Here is a 20343-nt window from a genome sequence, read left to right on the forward strand (position 1 = left end):
TATCGGCCGGCTTGTCGGCCGGGAAGGGCTTTGCGAGGATGGTGAACCAAGCGTTCAGGGAACCGAAGCCATGACCGAGCCCACCCGGGAGAGCGTCCGCGCCGAGCGCGAGGCGCAGGAGAAGCTGGTGTCCGACCTGCGTGGCGCCGGCGAGACCGGCCGCGCCGACCGGCTGGCCGGTGGCTACCACGCGCAGCGGATGGCCGATCTGGCCGCCGACGTCTACGTCTCCGCCCGTGGCGAAGGCAAGCCGCCGGTGGGCTGGACCCGCGCCAGCGAGCATCCGGAAATGCTGCAGGCGCTCGCGCCCGGGCTCGATCGCCGCCAGATCGACAACATGCTGCATCCGGAAGGCTCCGGCTACCGCGCCGAGGTCTACCTGCCGGACAAGTCGGTGCTCGGCCCCGACGCGAAACCCGTCCTCGTGTTCAAGGGCTCGACCGGCATGATCGTCGATCCGGCGGCCCCCGGCGGCAAGCGCGAGAGCGCGGCCGAGGACTTCCTGGCCAACAACGTCCCGCAGGGGCTGGGCCTGAAGACCGACTACTACGATCGCGCGATGGACGCCGCGACCCGACTGAAGGGCGTGCAGGGCTTCCAGTTCGAGATCGCCGGCCACTCGCTGGGCGGCGGCATGGCCTCGGCGGCCGGTGCGGTCACCGGCGTGGAGACCACCACGTTCAACGCCGCCGGCCTGCACGCGAACACCGCCAAGCGCTACGCCGACGAGCACGGACTGCAGGTCTACGACACCAGGCGCAACGTCGATGCCTACCAGGTCGGCGGCGAAATGCTCACCGACGGCCAGACCGGCATCCAGAAGATGGACGCGGCCCGCCGTGTCGAAGCCGGCCGGCTGGCGAACGACGTCACCTCGCTGATGGCGCAGCCCGGCGCGCGCGAGTTCGTCGCCGGCAAGCTGTCGGGGATGCTGCCGGCGGAGGCGCAGAAGTCGGCGATGGGCGCGATCGACTACCTGTCGACCCATTCCGGCAACCAGGCGCTGAAGAACCTGCCGACCGCCGCCGGCGAACTGCAACCGCTGCTCTCGCCCAAGACCCGCGACGAGCAGGGCCGGCTGGTGAATCGTCCCGACCAGATGGCGCTGAGCGAACTCGGCGCCTACGCCGGCCCGCTGACCGACGTGCTGAGCGCGACCGCGATGAGCGCGCGCGTCGGCCGCAACGTCGGCGAAGTGGTGAAGGCGCAGGGCCAGATGACCGAGCAGGGGCTGCACGTCGTCGGCCAGGGCCTGAACTACACCGCGCAGTTGCACGGGCAGGCCAACGCCTTCGTCACCGGCACCACTGGCAAGGTGGTCAGCGGCACCGTGCAGACGGGCGGCGAACTCACCGCGCAGGTGCGGCTGCAGGCCGGCAACGTGTCGGCCGGCATCGATCACGTGCAGGGCAAGGCGCAGGAGACCGCGACGTCGTGGACCGCGAGCGCGATGCGCTGGCTGGCGAAGCCGTTGCCCGAAGGCGCGGAGAAGTGGGTCGGCCAGCAGGCGCAGGGCATCGAAAGCTACGGCCGGCAGGCGATGCAGCAGAACGAGCAGCAGGCGCGCCAGGCGCAGGACGCCGCGCAGCGCGATGCCACCACCATCCGCCAGGGCACGCAGGGCGTGGCTGCCCGCATCGACCACGGCGCCACCGTCATCGCCGACGCGCAGCGCGAAGGCGGCCGCCAGGCCGGTGCGTGGCTGCAGCAGAACGCGGACGGCGCGGGCCACACCATCCGTGGCGTCACCGACAAGGCGCCGCTGGCCGGCACCGTGGTCGGCGGCACCGTGGGCGGCGTGACGTCGACCGTCGCCACCCACCTGCCGGTGAACGTGCACAACACCGTCAATCTCTACAACACCATCACCGTGCTGCAGAACGGCAAGGAGGTCGCGGGCGAGGCGGTGTTCCGCCACGGCATGGTCGGCTCGGTCATCCCCAGCCTCGATGCCTCGGTGCAGCAGCAGGAACAGGCCGCGCGCAAGGCGCTGGCCGCGCATCCGCAGCAGCCCGATGCGCATGCGCCCGCCGCGCGCCAGCCCGACGGCGTCGCGCCGCCGCGCGCGCCGATCTCCTCGCCGCCGCTGCTCGACGATCCCGCGCATCCCAACCACGCGCTGTTCCGCGACGCGCAGAAGGGCGTGCACGCCATCGACCAGCGCTTCAACCGCGCCCCGGACGCCGGCAGTGACCGCCTCGCCGGCGCGCTGACCGCCGAGGCGCACAACGCCGGCTTCACCCAGATCGGCCGGGTCGAACTGAGCCGCGACGCCAGCCGCATCTTCGCCGTCGATACGCCCGATCCCGCCGCCGCGCACCAGCGCGTCGCCTTCACCGGCGTGCAGCAGGGCATCCAGCAGCCGCTGGCGGTCAGCACCGAGCAGGTGGATCGCGCCAACGCACGCAGTGCCGAACAGCAGGCCGCGCAGGCGCCGACGCAGCAGCAGGGCGAACCCGCGCGCGGCGCGCCGAAGGTCGCCTGACCCGCACGCCGTGCGTCACCCGCGTGCGGCCCCCGCCGGTGGCGGAGGCCGCACGTCACCGGCTCATCGCCGGTCGTCGCGTTCGATGCGCGCGCTGCGCTTCACCGTCGACGGCACCACGAACACCACCACCGTGCGCGGCGGCAGGCTGACGCGGCCGCTGGCCGCGTCCCAGGTCGCCTGCGCGGCGCGGCGGTCGGCGGCGTTCACCGCGAGGTGCACCGGATGCAGCCGGTACGCCTTGCCCGCTTCCTGCGGGATCGTCAGCGTCTGCGCCACCTTGTCGACGTTGATGAAGTACAGCACGTCGTTGTAGTTCGCGCCGGCGTAGTTGCGGCCATCGAGATGCGCGGCCAGCACCGTCGGCACCTGCGTGCTGCCGGTGTTGTGGAACGCCAGGCGCTGGCGGATCTCGTCGCTGGTGCGCAGGTGGAACAGGCGCGTGCTGGCGCGGATGCGCATCAGGTCGCGGAAGGCATCGCGGGTCCAGCGGATGTCGGCGGCGGTCGGCTTGATCGCCGCGTTCGCCAGCAGCGGGCGCATCACGTCCCAGTTGGCGCCGTTGTCGCTCTGCGGCGGCAGGCCCGCGCCGAAACCGTTGTCGCGGTACGTCCAGTCGAGGCGATTGAACCAGTCGCCGCTGTCGTAGCTGTTGCGATCCAGCGACTTGCTGCGCAGCGTGTCGATGCCGGCGTGGAAATACGCCACGCCCTGGCTGAAGGCGTCGATCGCCGCGCCGAGGATCTGCACCCGCGCGCGGTCCTCGCCGCTGGTCGACAGCGGCAGCTTGTAGACGTCGTTGTCGAACAGCGTCGCGTTGTCGTGGTTCTCGATGTAGTTCACGACTTCCTGCGGATCGACGACGTAGCCGGCGGGCTGGCCGCCGTAGTCGATCTGGTCCAGCCGCAGCGTGGCGTCCCAGTGGGTGGTCATCACGTAGTCGCGCACCGAGCCCGCGAGCCCGACCTTCAGCACGTCGGCCGACCACATCAGGTCGGTGCGGGTCTTGCCGCCGCCGCTGCCGTTGTCGTCGTACCACAGGCCGTTGATGTAGCCCTGGTTGCGCAGCAGCGACACGCCGTTGTCGAAGCCCGAGCCGCCGCGCACGTGGTCGCGGGTGCGGTCGCTGAAGGTGCCGATGCCGCTGCCGTTGAGCGACAGCTGCGAGGCCTGCACGAAGCGCGCGCCGTTGGCGACTTCGCCGAAGTTCCAGCCTTCGCCGATCAGCGGCACCGGATGACCGACGGCGACCGCGAGGTCGTCGCGCAGCTTCTCCATCACCACGCGCGGCTGGTGGCCCATGATGTCGAAGCGGAACGAATCGATGCCGTACTGCGTCGCCCAGGTCTTCACCGAGTCGATCATCAGCTTCGCCATCATCCGGTTCTCGGTGGCGGTGTTCTCGCAGCAGGTCGAACGCTCGATCTCGCCGGCCGCGTTCAGGCGGTGGTAGTAGCCGGGCACGATGCGGTCGAGCACCGACTTCGCGTTCTGGCCCGAGGCGCTGGTGTGGTTGTAGACCACGTCCATGCCCACGCCCAGGCCGACTTCGTTCAGGCCCATCACCATCGCGCGGAACTCGCGGATGCGTGCGGCGCCGTCGTCGGGATCGCTGGCGTAGCCGCCTTCGGGCGCGGTGTAGTGCCACGGGTCGTAGCCCCAGTTGAAGCAGTCCGTGCCGCGCCCGGCGTTGGCGGCGGCCTGCTGCGCGTCGGAATCCGGCGCGGCCACCGGGATCACCGGGGTGATGCAGTCGTCTTCCGGCGTGCTGGCGAAATCGAACGTCGGCAGCAGGTGCACGTCGGTCACGCCCGCGCGCGCCAGTGCGCGCAGGTGGCGCATGCCGTCGGATTCGTCGTCGGCGAACGCGAGGTACTTGCCGCGGCGGCGCGGGCTGACCGTGTGGTCGTTCGCCGAGAAATCGCGCACGTGCAACTCGTAGATGGTCATGTCCTCGGGCGCCTCGGCCGGCGCAGGCGCGGTGCGGTGCGTCCAGCCCGACGGCATCAGCCGCGTCGAGTTGAGGTCCTCGACGTAGCTGCGCTGCGAATCGGCGTTGAGCGAGATCGAGTACGGGTCGGTGACGAGATTGCGCACCACGCCGACGCCGCGCACGAACACCTCGACGGCGTAGCGGTAGTACAGGCCGCGGCCGTCGCCCTGCGGCTGCGCGCGCCACACGCCGGTGGCGGCGTCGGCGGTCATCGCGATGGTCTGGTGCGACATGCCGCGCGCGCCGTAGGTGCACAGCGTGACCTTGCGCGCGGTGGGCGCCCACAGCGCGTAGCCGGTGCTGCCGGCGTTCACGGTGACGCCGAGGTCGTGCACGCCGTCCGCCGCGGCGTAGCGATCGTCGAGGAAGCCGGCCAGCTGCGGCGTGGTCGCGCCCAGCACGCGGCCCTGCGCGTCCTCCTGCACCAGCACCAGTTGTTCCTTCATCAGCCCGTCGAGCGCCGCGATGTCGGCCGGCGCGACCGCCAGCACCACGCCGGCGTCGAGGTACTTGAAGCGCTCGGCCGCATCGGCCGGCACGCTGCCGCCGATCGACAGCGCCAGCGCGCCGTCGGCGCCGTGCACCGGTTGGCCGCGCTGCGCGACGATCTGCCCCGTCGCGGCGTGGTACAGCTTGAACGTGCCGAAGGCGTCGACCAGCGGCCACTTCAGCAGCGAGCGGGTGAGCCATGCGGCGCGGGCATCGGTGGTGGAGACGCGGCGCGTGTCCGGCGGCGCGGTGAACACCGTCGGCGTGCCCTGCACCAGCCACACCTGGCCCACGCGCTGGTCGATGTTGAGCGCCGCGTAGCTCACGCGGATGTTCGCGTTCCAGCCATCCTTGTTGTCGACGCCGCCGTTCGGATTCGACGGCAGGCCGTGGATGATGAACTCCACGCCGGTGCGCGCGGCGTCGCCGCGCGGATTGAGCACCGGCAGGTCGAACACGATCTCGCCGCTGCCGGCGGCGTAGCCGGGCATCGATGCGAACGGCACCGGCGCGCCCCACTGTTCGATCGTCAGGCCGGCGAGGCGCGCGGTGTCCAGGCCGCTGCCGGTCCACAGGTGCAGGCCCCACGGCGCGTAATTGTTGTCGAAGCGCTTGTAGTGCACGCGCACCGTGTCGATGTCGGGCACGACGCCGGTCGGGTTGCTGCGGTACACGGTCGCATCGCCCGAGCGCAGCCAGAACTCGCCGCCGTCGCCGAAATTCCAGATCCGGTCAACGCCGGGATCGCCGTTCCCGCCCGGCGGATGCACGATGAAGCCGAAGCCGGATGCGTTCGGATCGGTGAACGCGGTCGCGGGCAGATCGAAGTAGGCGCCGTAGGCGTCGAGGCCCGTGCGCGCGAACGGCGCGCCCCAGCTCACGCCGGGATAGTCGGCGAGGTACTGGCCGGCGGCGTTCACCTGCCACAGGTGCAGGCCCCAGTCGGCGTAGTTGCCGTCGTCGCGGTGGTAGTGCACGCGCACGTCGACCGGCGCGCCGTCGCGCGGGGGCGACGGCACCGGCGTCAGGACGAGGCTGGTGTTGCTGGCGTCGCAGATGTCGCTGGCGCCGCCCGGATGGTTGCGATCGTCGTTGTCGCCCTTGCCGTGCTTGGCGAGCAGGCCGGCGGCGTCGACCTTGCCGACCGTCGCTTCGAGCCCGTCGCCGGTCAGCGTGGCCTTCCACGGCGGATCGCAGGCGGCCAGCAGCAGGGTGAGCGCGAACATCGCGAGCGCGGGCAGCGCGCGATGGCATCGGGAGAAGAGCGTACGCATCCTGGCCTCCGGGAGAGTCCGATCGGGAAGATCGCGCCGGCACGAGGATGCTGCGATGCAGCAAAAAACGTCGGAAAAACAGCGGTTTCGCGATGCCCGGCGCGACGGGCGATGCACTGTCGGCGATCGCGCCCCCGCGGACAAGACGCAGCGGGCACGGTGAAAACGTATTCCCGTGCGGCCGCGCGGCCGCATGGTTCAGGCGTCAGGTCGCGGTGTCGGTCGAAAGGAACGCGGCCGGCACCGCGTCGGTCAGCCACACGCCGTTCTCCGAGCGATGGAAGACGTGGCCCGCGGCCGCCATCGCCGCGGCGTCCACCCGCAGCACCACCGGCCGGCCGTGGCGCGCGCCGACCTGCGTCGCGGTGGTGGCGTCGGCCGACAGGTGCACGTGGTGGCGCTGCTGCTTCGTCAGGCCTTCGCGCAGGATCGCGTCGAGGAACCGTGTCGCGGTGCCGTGGTACAGCACCGGCGGCGGCGTCACCGCCGGCAGGGCGAGGTCGACGTCGATGGAATGGCCCTGGCGGGCGCGGATGCGGCGGCCGTCGTCGCTGATCGCGTAGCGCTGCTTGTCGTTCCCGGCGACCGCGCGTTCGATCAGGGCGCGGGTCAGCGGGTGGTGCGGCGCGGCGCAGGCAATCAGATCGTCGATGTCGGCCCAGCCGGCATCGTCGAGCGCGAGGCCGATCGATGCCGGCCGGTGGCGCAGCACCAGCGCCAGGAACTTGCTGGCGGCGATGACGGGATCGGACATGCCGGCAGCATACCCGAGGCCCGGAAGGCCGACGGGCGCGTGCGGCGGCGCCCCGGCCGCTGGCAGCCGTCACGCTTTTCCCGGCCACCGGGACGGTCGATGCCCGGGAAAAGCTGATCGGACCGGCATTTCCCCGTATCCTCACGGTTCGGCAGGGAACCGGAGGGAAGTGATGCGTTCAGTGTTGGTGTGCGTCGGGATCGCGACGATCCTGCTGGCGTCGGGCTGCAAGCGGGCGGAAGCGCCCAAGACCCCGAACCTGCCGATCCCGCAATGCAAGGAGATTCCGGAAGAAGGGGTCAAGTCCTTCACGCGCCTGGTGCACGCCATGGATCGCGCCGGCGACCTGCCCGCGGTCACGCAGACCTTCCTCGAATACCGCAAGGCGCTGGAGGCGCAGCTGGCCAAGCGCGATCCCGCGCTGGTGCAGAAGCTCAAGCCGGTGCTGGACAAGCAGTTCTCGCAGGACGCGCTGCGCGCGCGCGCGGCCTGCGGGTTCGCCGCGATCGCCGCCAGGGGCGGTGCCGTCGGCGCCATCGACGCCTGGTCGAAGTCGCCGGAGATGCACGCGGTGAACGTCTCGATCTGGAACCGCGCGCCGGTGCCGTCCGAAGAGGATCCGGTGCCGAACACGCCCAGGCGCACCGACCGCATGCGCGACATCTACACCGCGATGGCGCTTGAGCAGGTGCAGGTGAACCGCAACGCCGGCCTCGGCCCGGAACCCGCCGCGCTGGTCGCCGCGCTGGACGCGGCCGTGCTCAGCCTGCCCGCCGCGGCGCCGAAGGAGCGCATCGATCGCCAGATCCTGCTCGACAAGTGGCTGTTGCCGGCACTGGTGAAGACGTCCGACGAGGACATCGAGAGTTTCATGAACTTCGCCGAAAGCCCGACCGGCGCCGACTACTACGTCGCCCTGGCCGCGGCCTACGACTTCCGCAACGGCGACTGGTACAGCCAGCTCTACCAGGCGATGCGCGAAGCCGCGGCGCCCGGCGAGCTGCCCGGCGGCGCGCCGGGCGGCAAGGACGCGGTGATCGCCCAGGCCCGGCAGTTGCTTACCAACGTCGGCACCCAGGCCGCCGCGACCCAGGCGCTGGGCATGCTGCAGGAAGTGGAGCGCATCGACCCGCGCAACGCGCTGGTGCGCCGGCTCATCGGCGAGGCCGCGATCAAGAGCGCGCCGCCGATGCCGCTGGCGCAGGACCAGCTGCGCGCGGTGATCGACGCCCCGAGCTACTACGTCGCCGAGCAGGAGCTGACCAAGTCGCTGGAGATGTCGCCCGACGATGCCGACGCGCTGATGTGGCTGGGCCGTCTGCGCTACCTGCAGGGTCGCGACGCCGACGCCGGTCCGCTGTACCAGCGCGCCGCCGAGATCAACGAGGAGCACCCGTACCTCAATCTCTTCAACGCCGACCTGATCTTCGAGACCGGCGACTACACCAAGGCCATGCGCTACTACCAGGCGGCGCTGGCCAAGCCCGAAGGCCTGCCGTTCGTCTACGACACGACGATGGCGCACCTGATGAGCGCCATGCGCCGCGGCAACCGCGCGTCCGACTTCCCGCGCGTGGCCGACGCCTTCCTCGCCCAGCATCCGGAGTACTGGAACGTCCGCCTGGACTACGCCGACTTCCTGATGGCGACGCCCGGCATCAAGTCCGACCGCATCGTCGCCGTGGTCGATCCGGTGCCCGACACCTGGCTGCCGGCGCGCAAGTTCGCGGTGCTGTCGGCCGCGCTGGTGCGCAAGTCGAGCGAGCGCCTGGACAAGAAGACCGATGCGCCGGTGGGTGACAGCCTGGCCGCGATGAAGCGCGCGATCGCGATCAACCCCGATCCGAACACGCTGGCGGAGGCGATCTGCCGCGCCGGTATCGACGCCAAACTCGCGCAGATGTACGTCGATGCGTCGACCAATGTGAAGGCGACGTCCACCGCGCTGACCGTGTGCGCCCTGCGCTGGCAGCGGATCGACATCCTGCGCGTCATTTCGACGGCGGGCGATCCGATCGTGCTCAGCAGCCCGCAGCCGTCGCTGCTCGGCGACACGCCGCTGTGCTACGCGGCCGCGACCAAGAACGTGAAGGGCTTCGTCGCGCTCGCCAAGCTGCAGGTGAACCCGGGGCAGCGCTGCAACGATCGCAACTCCGTGTCCGAGCGCCTGTCGCGCCTGGCCTACGGCGGCGATCCGGCGATCGCGCAGATGCAGTCGGTGCTGATGCGGTTCTACCGCAAGCCCTGACGATCGCGGGCGCTGTCTGGCGCCCGCGTGACCTGCCGGCCATGGCGCCGGCCCTGACGGCCTGCGGCGTGCATGCCATCCCGATGCCCGGCGGCGATGCGCGCCACCGGCATGGGACGTCTGCCGCGCGCTGCGCGGCACGAACACCTGCTTCAGGTCATTCGCCTGCGCGAAGCGGGCGACATCTGTCTGCAGATTCCGCTTCCGCTGTCTGCAGATTCCGCAGCATCCCGCGATGCGCAAAACCCGCGTCTTCGACTTCTGCCAGCGCCGTGCGCAGCGCGGCGCCGAGGCGTTGCGCGTTGCGGCGGCCGGTCGTCGATATCGAAGCGGAGGCGAAACGGAAATCGAGGCCGATCGCGGACAGGATGCTGACGACATAATCCGGTGAAAATCCGGCTGATCGAGATGGCCCCGGTCGTCATGCCGCTTGATTCGATTTGGTTGAGGCCGGATCGATAAACACCGAAGATACGAAGGTCGGGAGTCAACCTCATCTGGGTACAGCCCGAGCGGCCGCTTCGGCCAGACATGAAACCAACACAGGGAGCGCGATATGGAATTCCGTGGGGAAGAAGAAAAACAGCTCGATCGTTTGACATTGGCTGCCCATCTGGGCGCGATTGATCGCCGCAGTTTTCTGAAGACTTTGCTTGCCGCGGGTGTCTCCGCGGTGTTTGCCGCCGAACTGTCGGATCACGCCGCGATGGCGGCCGAAAACCAGCGTACGCGTCGCACGAATCTGCTGGCCAGTTACGACTACATCGTGGTGGGTGCCGGTGCCGCCGGCTGCGTGCTGGCGAACCGGCTCTCCGCGAATCCGGCAGTGAACGTCCTGCTGCTGGAACCCGGATCGGCCGATGTGGACCAGCCGAAACTGTACGACCCGGCGTTGTGGTCGCTGAATCTGGGCAGCGAGACCGATTGGGCCTTCACCAGCGCGCCGCAGCCCGGCTTGAACGGCAGGGAGCTGCCGCTCGGGGCCGGTCGCGTGATCGGCGGTTCGGCCAGCATCAATGGCCTGGCCTGGGTGCGTGGCGACGCCCGCGAATATCTCGCGTGGGAGCGGATGGCGGGACCGGAGTGGGGCGCCTTCCGGATGATTTCGAATTTCCATCACATCGAATCGTATGCCGGTGCACCCGATCCGCGCCGTGGCCGCAATGGCCCCATCGGGACCACGTCGCTCGTGGGTGGCCACCCGTTGACCCGGCCGCTGATTGAGGCGGGACGCGAGTTCGGTTTGCCCGAAGTGGCATTCAATGCCGCGCCGCTGGTCGATGGCGTCGGTCCGTCCGATCTGAACATCCGCGATGGCCGTCGGTCCGGCCCTGCGCAGGGTTATCTGCTTCCGGTGTTGTCGCGCCCGAACCTGACCTTGCTGACCGGCGTCGAGGTGATGTCGCTGATCATCGAAGGCGGGGTGTGCCGCGGCGTCCGCGCCGTCGCCGGGGACACGCCCATGACGTTCCGTGCCGATGGCGAAGTCGTGTTGTCCGCCGGCGCGCTTCGCAGCCCGAAGCTCCTGCTCCAGTCCGGCGTCGGACCGGCGGACGAGCTGCGTGCGCTCGGCATCACGGTCCATGCCGACTCGCCTCGCGTCGGCCGCGGTCTGCAGGATGGCGTGTCGGTCACCGGCGTCGAATTCCAGACCCGGCAACTGCTTCCGCCCTCGGTCGGTAACGGGCTGGGCTGCTTCTTCTACGCGCGGACCAATCCGGTCTCGGAAGGGCCGAATCTCCAGATCATCAGCACGCAGTTCGGGACCGGGGCCGAGTCCGGCGCCTCCTTCCTGCTGATTCCGTGCCTGATCAAACCGCACAGTCGCGGCGAAATCAGACTGACGAGCGCGGACCCGCGTGCGCCGGCCAGGATCGATCCGCGTTGTTTCTCGGCCCCCGAGGATCTGGAAACCCTGTCCCGTGGCCTGCAGTTGACCACCGAGATCGGGTTGTCGCGGCGGCTGTCGTCGATCACGAACGGCGTCGCGTTCCCGGGCCGTCTCTCGCGCGCGGAGCGCATCGCCTACATCCGCAATGCGTCGTTCACGTCCGACCATCCGACGTCGAGCTGCGCGATGGGGCTCGACCACCGCAGCGCCCTCGATCCCAAGCTGCGCGTCCGTGGTGTCCGCGGCCTGCGGGTGGTCGACGCCTCGGCGATGCCGCAACTGCCGGCCAGCAACATCCAGGCGCCGACGCTGATGCTGGCCGAAAATGCGGCGCGGCTGATGGGTTTCGGCAGAACCTGATGCGTTGTCCGCCGCTGCCGCTGCCCGGATGCGTTCGGGCAGCGGTATCGGCCGACCGCCGGCGATAAGGTGTTTCCATCGTTCCGTCGACGCGCTCGCTGTCGCGAGCGCGTCGTCATTCTCCGCAGGCGCACTGCGCACTGCGAACTGGGCGCGCGCTGCGAACCGGCGCTGCCCCTGAGATCGTCGAAATTCCGGAATCGCCCGTGTCCGGCATTGCGCTCGTGGCGGATGTGGCTCAGCCCGCCAGCGCGCGCAGCATGCGGACCCAGTGCTCGATGTCGTCGTCCAGTGCCTTCGCCGGCAGGCGTTCGTCGCGGCCGTGGGCGCGCATGTCGTCGGGCACGATGCCCCACGAGCCGTCGACGCCATAGACCGGGATGCCGTGCACGCGGAACGGCCGCGCGTCGCTGGCGCCGGTGCTCATCTCCGGCAGGATCGGCGCATCGGGGAACATCGCGTGCACGCTGTCGCTGTAGGCCTTCAGCACGTCGGGGCGGACCGGCGAAGCCAGTGACGCGGCTTCCTGGTCCAGGCGCGTGACCTCGACCTTGTCGCCGGCGATGCGCTGCAGTTCGTCGCGGATGGCGTCGGGCGAGACGTCGGGCAGGATGCGGCAGTTCACCGTCGCGCGCGCCAGCTGCGGTAGCGCGTTGGGCGCATGGCCGCCCGCGAGCATGGTCGCGACGCAGCGCGTGCGGGTGAGGCCGACCTCGCCCGGATCGGCTTCGATCGCGTCGGCCGCGGCGCCGTCGGCGGGATTCTTCAGCCACGCGCGCATCGCGTCGCCCAGCGCGCCCGGTTCGCTGCGCTGGCGCACGTCGAAGTAGCCGCGCGTGGTCTCGTTGAGTTTCGGCTCGAAGCGGTATTGCGACAGCCGCACCAGCGCGTCGGAGAGCTGGTAGATCGCGTTGTCCGGCCGCGGCTTGGAGCTGTGGCCGCCGGGATTGCGCGCGGTGAACGCGTAGTCGGCGTAGGTCTTCTCCGCGGTCTGGAAGGTGAAGCCGATCGGCTTGCCGTCCGGCGCGAAACCGCCGCCACCGCCGTCGGCGTTGAGGCCGTATTCCACGTTCAGCAGCGCGCGCCAGTCGGTGGCGCCCTTCAGCGCGCCGATGCCGCCGGTCTCCTCGTCGCCGCTGAAGAACACGATGATGTCGCGCTTCGGCTTGAAGCCCTGTGCCTTCAACTTCAGCAGCGCGGCGGTCACCGCGACCACGCCCTGCTTGATGTCGCTGGTGCCGCGGCCGTAGAGGTAGCCGTCCTTCTCGACCAGCGCGAACGGGTCCATCGACCAGTCCTCGGGCTTCGCCTCCACCACGTCCATGTGCGCCATCAGCATGATGGGTTTCGCCTTCGGCTTGCCCGCCGCCGGCCAACGCACGACCAGCGCCGCGGTGTGGTTCTCGGGCGTGGCGTCGTAAGGCAGCACGTGGATGTCGCCGGCGGCCCAGCCCGCGGCCTTGTACTGGTCGGCGAGGTACTGCGCCAGCTCCGGCACCTTGCCGCGCCCGGCGACCGTGGGCACGGCGATCGCGTGGCCCAGCAGTTCGCGCGCCTTCGCGTGCCAGGGATCGCCCGACGCCTGGGCGTGTGCGGACGGGACGGCGGCCACGAGGGCCAGGGCGAGCAGGGCGATGCGCATGCGGGCGTTCCGGGGACCAGGGTGTGGCCCGATCTTAGCCCCTCCCGCACGGCCGCAGGACCTGCCCGAGGTCACGCCGGCGCGCCTTCTCCGCCGGGGTCTGCGATCATGTCGGGATGACCACGCCCGCCGATTTCGCCACCTTGCCGCTGTCGCCCGCCCTGTCGCAGGGGCTCGACGCACTGGGCTACACCACGATGACGCCGGTGCAGGCGCAGGCCCTGCCGCCCATCCTCGATGGCCGCGACGTCATCGCGCAGGCGCCCACCGGCAGCGGCAAGACCGCCGCGTTCGGCCTCGGGCTGCTGCACCGGCTCGATCCCGCATCGACCCGCACCCAGGCGCTGGTGCTGTGTCCCACGCGCGAACTCGCCGACCAGGTCGGCAAGCAGCTGCGCAAGCTCGCGACCGGCATCCCGAACCTGAAGATCTCGATCCTCTGCGGCGGCATGCCGCTGGGGCCGCAGCTGGCCTCGCTGGCGCACGAGCCGCACGTCGTCGTCGGCACGCCCGGCCGTTTGCAGGAACTGGTGCAGCAGAAGGCGCTGCGCCTCGACGGCGTGCGCACGCTGGTGCTGGACGAAGCCGACCGCATGCTCGACATGGGCTTCGAGGACGCGATCCGCGACCTGGTCAAGCGCATCCCGAAGCACCGGCAGGGGCTGCTGTTCTCGGCGACCTTCCCCGACGCCATCCGCACGCTCGCCAACGCGATGCTGCGCGACGCGGTGGAGATCAGCATCGAAGGCGGTGCCGAACCGGCGACGATCGAACAGTTGTTCTTCGAGGTCGAACCCGCGCGCAAGATGCCGCTGCTCGCCGCGCTGCTGCTGCGCTACAAGCCGGCGTCGTGCGTGGTGTTCTGCAACATGCGCAAGGACACCGAGGAAGTGGTCGGTTCGCTGTCGCACTACGGCTTCACCGCGCTGGCGCTGCACGGCGACATGGAGCAGCGCGATCGCGAGGAAGTGCTGGTGCGCTTCGCCAACCGCAGTTGCACCGTGCTCGTCGCCAGCGACGTCGCCGCGCGCGGACTCGACGTCGAGGACCTCGGCGCCGTCATCAATTTCGATCTGCCCAGCGATGCCGACACTTATCTGCACCGCATCGGCCGCACCGGCCGCGCCGGTCGCGACGGCCTCGCGCTCAGCCTGTGCGTGCCCACCGACCTGCCGCGCGAGAAGGCGATCAGCGAGCGCATGGGCAAGTCGTTGCGCTACGAGCGCATGGAACCGCTCGCCGGCCGGCCACCGCACGTGCCCGCCGCGGCGATGGTCACGCTGCGCATCGACGCCGGCCGCACCGACAAACTGCGCCCCGGCGACATCGTCGGTGCGCTGACCGGCGAAGCGGGCCTGAAGGCCGATGCCATCGGCAAGATCGACGTGTATCCCACGCGCTCGTACGTCGCGATCGCGCGCGGACAGGCCGACACCGCGCTTGCGCGCCTGCGCAGCGGCAAGATCAAGGGCCGCAAGTTCCGCGTGAATCGGCTCTGACGCAGGCCCGGAAACGCATGACGCGCCCGGAGGCGCGCCATGCGGGGTGTCCCGTCCTTGTCGCGAAGGTGTCTCGGCGATCGGGACGTCGCGCGCTCAGCGTTCGTTGCCCGGGTCGCGGCCCGGCGGCGGCGAGAGCAGCGGCAGCGTGGTGGAGGTGAAGCTCGCCGTTGCCTGCGGGCCGATCGCACGCGTGCGGTTGTTCGCGGGCGACACGCCGCCGAAGCGTGCGGTCGTGGTCACGCTCGTGTTGTAGGTCGATGCCGACGTGTGGACGAGCTTGATCCAGTCGCCGTTGGCCACGTAGCCCATGCGGCTGGTGGCGGGAAAGCCGTTGCGGATGTAGCTGCCGTTGCTGACCGTGAACGGCACGACCGCGCCTTGGCTCAGGCCGCTGACGTAGAACAACGAGCTGGTCTGCACCGTCGAACGCGCGACGTTCTCGACGGTCGGCACCGTCGGCGCATCGGGAACGAGATCCATCGGCGTGCCCTGGAACCGCATGCCGTAGAGCAGTCCGCCGCTGAAGCCGCCGACGTGGAACTGGCCATCCGGCAGCAGGCCGAGGTGCCCGACGCCCGTCGACACGTTCAGCGCCGAACCGAAGCCGCCGATCGACATGCCGTTGCCGGCGCTGTCGTAGCTCGTGTCCATCGCGCCGCCTTCGGTATAGCGACCGCTGAACATCACCCGGTTGCCGTTGCCGCCGCCGTAGTCGATCGTGATCATGCCGGCGACCAGCGCCTGTCCGGTCGGCAGCAACTGCATGCCGGAGAGCTGGTTGCCGGTGCCGGCGGGATACGCGCCGCACTGGTGGCCGGTGCCGTTGAACATCGTGTCGAGACTGCCGTCGTTGCGCAGTCGCGACACGCAGGTGCCGCCGGTGCCGTTCGCGTAGTTCACGGTGTCGGAGCCGACGAGGACGAGGCCTTCCGGCACGTGGACGATGAAGCGGCCCATCAGGCGGCGCGTCGGCATCGACAGGCGCGCGATGCCGTAGCTGCCGAAGGTCGTGTCGGTGCTGCCGTCCGTGTTCAGGCGCATGACCGCGGCTTCGTTCATCCCCGTCTCGCCGACCACCAGGATGCGGCCGTCGGTCTGGATCGTCGAGGTGTAGCCCACGTCGTTGCCGCTGCTGGCCGAATAGGTGATGCGGCCGCCGTTGACGAAGCCGGGATCGAACGTGCCGTCCGGATTGAGGCGCAGCACGAGGTAGTCGAGGCTGCTGCCGACCTGCGCGGTGCCGACGAGCACCAGCTTGCCGTCCTCCTGCACCGAGAGCGATTGCAGGCGATCGGTGGACGGCAGCGCGAGCACCAGCTTGCCGCCATTGCCGAACGTGGTGTCGAGCTGGCCGCTGGCGGTGTAGCGGAACAGCACGTTGTGGAAGACCGTGTAGTCATTGGCGTAGCCCAGCGCGTAGACGCCCGCGTCGGTCTCGACCATGTCGAGCACCGCGTCGCCGTAGCCGTAGACATCGGTGCGCGCGGTGCCGGTGCCGCCGGTACCGAACGCGGTGTCGACGCTGCCATCGGACAGGTGGCGTGCCAGCATCGCGTCGGTGTTCACCAGCGTGCCGGGCGGCGCGTTGCCGACCCAGCCGCCGAACAGGATCTTGCCGTCGGGCTGGATCGCGCCGGTCCAGGCCTGGCCCATGGCCGGGCTGAAGCCGTGCGCGAACGTCGCCGTACGGTCGGCGGGGAAGGCCATGGCGGACGCCGGCAACAAGGTCGCGGCGCAGGCGAGGACGAGGGCGCGCAGTCGGAAGTGCACGGCGCGGGGAGTGAACGTGGAAGACGTCATGTCGGATCCTGCAGAGGCGGTGGGATGCGCGTCCCGCCATCCCCGGGCGCCGGCAGGCACGCGGAGCATGCGCAGGCGGAAGCGCGGCGGCAGTCTAGTGGCGGCGCGTCACAGGCGCTGAGACGCCGCGCCGCGCTCACGGCGCAGGATCAGGTTCTGGCTCGGGTTCCGGCTCGGGCTCGGGCACGCCCGCATCCCCTGCGCGAGCGAAATCCATGTCGACGCTGAAGCGGGCGAAGGCGCGCGTCATCGTTTCGCGCATCTCCGGCGGAATCTCGGGGGACTGCAGCATCGCGGCCGGGTCGCCGGCCTGGGTCAGGTGCAGGCCGTCACCATCGCAGTGGTACGCGTGTCCGATCGACTGCGCGCCGGCCTGCCGCGTTTCGACCGTCACGTGGCCCGGGGTGTGGAACTCGTTGTGCAGCGTGATCCGGTTGTCGTGGCCCGTGTACGTGGTCAGCAGCCGCCCGCCGACCGTGCGCCAGGTGAAACGCGTGCCACCGTTCTTGGTCTGCCGCAGCCAGACGCCGTCGTGGGGGTCGGTCTGCGTGACCACGTCGAGATACGTCAGCGAACCGGTGTGGTCCGGATTCAGCGCGAGCACGCGCGTACCGGACACGTAGCGTGGCGGATCGCCCGCGCCGGTGGCGCTCTGTTCGAAATAGCGGCGCAGCGAATCCTCGGTTTCTTCCCAGCGTCCGGCGGGACACGCGCACAGGCTCGTCGTCGCCGGCTGCGCGGTGATGACGATGTCGCCCAGCTGGCGCGTGCGCGTCGTCGTCCACAGCGCGCGATAGCGCGCCGGCCCGTCGCAGGTGGAGACCGTGGTCAGCGGTGGCCCCCATGCCCCGCGCTCCGCCTTGCGCCAGCGATGGCGCGCATCGTCCGGCAGCGGTGCGTGGGTCAGCGTGTAGACCTTGCCGCGATCGAAGGCGAACACGGCGTTGCCGATCGTGTACGGCGTCGATGGCGGCATGCGCAGGTGGTCGTCGCCGTGGATCGCGATCGTGCCGCCCAGTCGCGGCGTCGACGGCATCGTGCGGCCGTCGGGCATGTGGATCTGCCCATCGAAATACGCCAGCGCGAAATCGCCCCAGTGCGCGGCGTCGATCGCTTCGATGCCGCGCGCCGACGCGATGAAATCGCGCACCGCTTCCGGGCCTTCGGTCTCGCCCAGCCACAGGTACCACGGCACGGCTTCGTAGGTCATACGGTCCAGCGCAATGCTCTGGATCTCCGCATCGAAATTCGGGATGTAGCCCGGGCCGATGCCGGATTTCGCGAGGTACGCGAAATACTCCGCGCTGGCTTCGGTCAGCCAGCCTTCCTCCGGCATCCGCGGCCAGGTGCGGTACTGGACGCAGTGGAAGATCTCGTGCGACAGCACGAACACCAGATCGTTGCCGCCGGCGCGGTGCATTTCCTTGTAGTAGGCGACCGGGCATTCCGGCGCGCGGACCGAGTGCGCGGCGGCGCTGTAGGCGCCCTTGTCGAGGCCGCCGTCGGGGCCGTCTTCCTGCGGCGAGACGTAGCTGGTGAACATGATCGTCACGTTGCCGAGCTGCATGTCGCCGCCCATCGCGTCCATCGCCGTGCCGACCGCAGCGGCGAGTTCGCGGATGCGTCCCGGCAGCGCCGGGCTGTCGGTGATCGGCATGCCGTGCGGATGCACCGCGCGCAGCGTGGCGCTGCCCCCGCGCCAGTGGATCTCCGCGGTCTCGATCGTGTCGCAGTCCTGCGGCGACAGGCGATCGTCGAAATGGCCGAGATACGTCGCGTCCGTGCACTGCCCGAAATCGTCCGCATGCGCGGGCAGGGCGAAGACTCCCGCGAACAGTCCCAGACACAGTGCCAGCAATCCCCACGCCGCACGGATCATCGCGATGCCCCCGGTCAGGTGATGCCGGGGATTCTAGCCCTGCGCGCCGGGGCTTGCGGGACGTCGCCGCCTGTCGCACGCTGGGATCGATGCCATGGAACCGGCATCGCTTTCCTTCCACGCCCACGCAAGGACGACCGTCATGTGGACTTTGCAATCCGTCGACAACCCCACCTCCGCCCCGCTGTGGTTCAGCGACGGCGCGCCCATCAACGCCACGCGCGGCGGCAGCGGCACCTCGTCGCGGCTGATCGTCGGCGGGCAGGGCTTCATCGATTTCACCGACTTCCAGAACGGCTTCCCGACCGGGCCGGTGATGGACTTCGTCAACCTCAACGACGCCACGCTCGACTACACGCCCAACCCCGAGATCGCGATCGGGCTGACGCTGCCGGGCAACGGCAGCTTCACCGCCACCAATCTCGCCAACGATGTCGTCGTCTCCGGCACGATCAAGCCGTTCCCGGTCATCGATCCCGACGACGTCGCGTTCGTCGACCTGATGATCGCGGAGAAGTACATTCCCTACCAGGACATCCCGGACGCGCCGGGCAAGACCGTGCAGCAGATCCAGGCGCTGGGCCTGCAGTATTTCCCGTACACCGCCAGCAGCTTCCAGCTCGCGATGTGCCTGTACGACTGGACCACGGCCTCCTTCACGCGCATGGTGCTGATGAAGATCTTCCAGTACACGGACATCGGCACCGCGCCGTATCCGCTGGACCTCGACAGCATCGCCGATGCGATCTGGGAATCGAACTGGGGCACCTACACCCCGCAGAACGCGGACTACATGCATTCCTTCATGATGGTGCCGGCGTCGTCGCTGGCCGACGTGCAGGCGCAGTTGAACGGCGTGTGGCCGTCGCTGTACCGGCTCAGCCAGACCGAGAACGCGCTGCTCGCCGCCGCGTTCGCCTCGATGCCGCGCACCAGCGTCGTCGCGAAGCCGCAGCTGTACAGCGGGCAGATGGACATCTACCAGCTGGGCATGGCGCACTTCGGCATCGAGTTCCTGCAGTGCCCGCTCAACGCCGGCCCCGCGGGCGTGCCGCTGGAGATCCCGTTCGCCGACGCCATCGCCACCTACATCGTGCCGGGCGCGACCCTCACCACGAAGATGGTCTGGAGCTTCGGCGATTCGATGGACGAGGCCATGCAGTACCAGAACGGCATCGTGCTCGTCGCCAACCCCGCGCCCGGCAGCTCGGTGTGGGAAGCGGCGAGCTACATCACGCCGTTGTCCGACGATCCCACCAAGATCGAGTACACCTTCGCGCCGGGCACCGGCTTCCTCGTCCAATCGGTCGAACCGCAGCAGGTCAACGGCAAGCAGGTCTGGGTGATCACGCTGCAGGTGCAATCGCTGCCCTGAACGGGCCTCGGGGGCGGGCGCCGGCCCGCCCGCGGGGGTGCCGGCGGGGCCGGCCCGGGACGGCCGATTTGCATTGCGGGCCCGCTGGCCCCATAGTGTCGTCCGCTGAATGTCAAGGGTCACCGTGAATCGTGGCCTGTCGCTGTAGACCGAGCTTCATCGTCCCTGCGTCGTTTCCATCGTTTCCTTCCTTGCCGCCAGCTCCTGCCGCCTCGTGCGGCTCCACTCAATCCTGCTCCAAGGAAAAGAACATGTCCCAGAAACAGACCGGTACCGTGAAGTGGTTCAACGACGCCAAGGGCTTCGGCTTCATCACCCCGGAAAGCGGCCCCGACCTCTTCGTGCATTTCCGCTCGATCCAGGGCTCGGGCTTCAAGTCCCTCCAGGAAGGCCAGCGCGTCTCGTTCATCGTGACCCAGGGCCAGAAGGGCATGCAGGCCGACCAGGTCACCGTGATCTGATCAGCGCCCACGCGTGAATCTTCGGAAAGCCCGGCTTCGGCCGGGCTTTCTGCGTTTCGGGGGGAGCGCCATCGTGTCCGCCACGAAGCCACGCACCGCGCCATGCGACGACAGGGCCGCCGGGTATAGTCGCGAAGCCGATGCGGACCCGCGATTCCGCGCAGGGGACATCCCGCCATCGCCCCATCCC

At 69.7% G+C, this 20343-nt stretch carries 12 protein-coding genes; 7 read left to right on the forward strand and 5 right to left on the reverse strand.

Features of this window, described 5'->3' with window-relative positions:
• The first annotated feature begins 70 nt into the window (after positions 1-70).
• A complete protein-coding gene (locus ACT53Q_RS04930) occupies positions 71-2485 on the forward strand; it encodes a Tle-like phospholipase domain-containing protein (RefSeq protein ID WP_476185546.1) in 2415 nt (804 codons plus the stop codon).
• Positions 2486-2548: 63 nt separating this feature from the next.
• Here the strand turns inward: ACT53Q_RS04930 and ACT53Q_RS04935 are convergent, their stop codons facing one another.
• A complete protein-coding gene (locus ACT53Q_RS04935) occupies positions 2549-6241 on the reverse strand; it encodes an alpha-1,6-glucosidase domain-containing protein (protein WP_476185547.1) in 3693 nt (1230 codons plus the stop codon).
• 205 nt (positions 6242-6446) lie between these two features.
• Positions 6447-6995 (reverse strand): RNA 2'-phosphotransferase, encoded by a 549-nt coding sequence (locus ACT53Q_RS04940; RefSeq protein ID WP_476185548.1) that lies wholly within the window; start codon positions 6993-6995, stop codon positions 6447-6449.
• Between the two features lie 172 nt (positions 6996-7167).
• On the opposite strand from ACT53Q_RS04940, the gene ACT53Q_RS04945 reads away from it, so the two are divergent.
• The 3 genes from ACT53Q_RS04945 (at position 7168) to ACT53Q_RS04955 (ending at position 11494) form a co-directional block, all read left to right on the forward strand.
• Entirely contained in the window at positions 7168-9243 is a 2076-nt protein-coding gene (locus tag ACT53Q_RS04945) for a hypothetical protein (protein WP_476185549.1), read from the forward strand.
• 235 nt (positions 9244-9478) lie between these two features.
• Complete coding sequence (locus ACT53Q_RS04950; RefSeq protein WP_476185550.1) at positions 9479-9634, forward strand: hypothetical protein; 156 nt, start codon at positions 9479-9481, stop codon at positions 9632-9634.
• Between the two features lie 165 nt (positions 9635-9799).
• Entirely contained in the window at positions 9800-11494 is a 1695-nt protein-coding gene (locus tag ACT53Q_RS04955; RefSeq protein WP_476185551.1) for a GMC family oxidoreductase, read from the forward strand.
• Between the two features lie 238 nt (positions 11495-11732).
• Here ACT53Q_RS04955 and ACT53Q_RS04960 read toward each other — a convergent pair whose 3' ends face one another.
• On the reverse strand, positions 11733-13136 hold the full coding sequence (locus ACT53Q_RS04960; protein WP_476185552.1) for a M20/M25/M40 family metallo-hydrolase: 1404 nt from the start codon (positions 13134-13136) through the stop codon (positions 11733-11735).
• A 116-nt stretch (positions 13137-13252) separates the two neighbouring features.
• On the opposite strand from ACT53Q_RS04960, the gene dbpA reads away from it, so the two are divergent.
• A complete protein-coding gene (dbpA, locus tag ACT53Q_RS04965) occupies positions 13253-14635 on the forward strand; it encodes an ATP-dependent RNA helicase DbpA (RefSeq protein ID WP_476185553.1) in 1383 nt (460 codons plus the stop codon).
• 96 nt (positions 14636-14731) lie between these two features.
• On the opposite strand, the gene ACT53Q_RS04970 is transcribed toward dbpA, so the two are convergent.
• Together ACT53Q_RS04970 and ACT53Q_RS04975 are read right to left on the reverse strand one after the other, a co-directional pair.
• Positions 14732-16438 carry a hypothetical protein gene (locus tag ACT53Q_RS04970; RefSeq protein ID WP_476185554.1) on the reverse strand — a complete coding sequence of 569 codons (1707 nt, stop codon included), beginning with the start codon at positions 16436-16438 and terminating at the stop codon, positions 14732-14734.
• 136 nt (positions 16439-16574) lie between these two features.
• Complete coding sequence (locus tag ACT53Q_RS04975; RefSeq protein ID WP_476185555.1) at positions 16575-18296, reverse strand: hypothetical protein; 1722 nt, start codon at positions 18294-18296, stop codon at positions 16575-16577.
• Positions 18297-18459: 163 nt separating this feature from the next.
• On the opposite strand from ACT53Q_RS04975, the gene ACT53Q_RS04980 reads away from it, so the two are divergent.
• A complete protein-coding gene (locus tag ACT53Q_RS04980) occupies positions 18460-19692 on the forward strand; it encodes a hypothetical protein (protein ID WP_476185556.1) in 1233 nt (410 codons plus the stop codon).
• A gap of 251 nt (positions 19693-19943) precedes the next feature.
• Positions 19944-20153, forward strand: coding sequence for a cold-shock protein (locus tag ACT53Q_RS04985; protein ID WP_476172729.1), 210 nt, complete (start codon positions 19944-19946; stop codon positions 20151-20153).
• Positions 20154-20343: the final 190 nt, after the last annotated feature.

Source organism: Lysobacter sp. DMC97, from assembly GCF_056313745.1.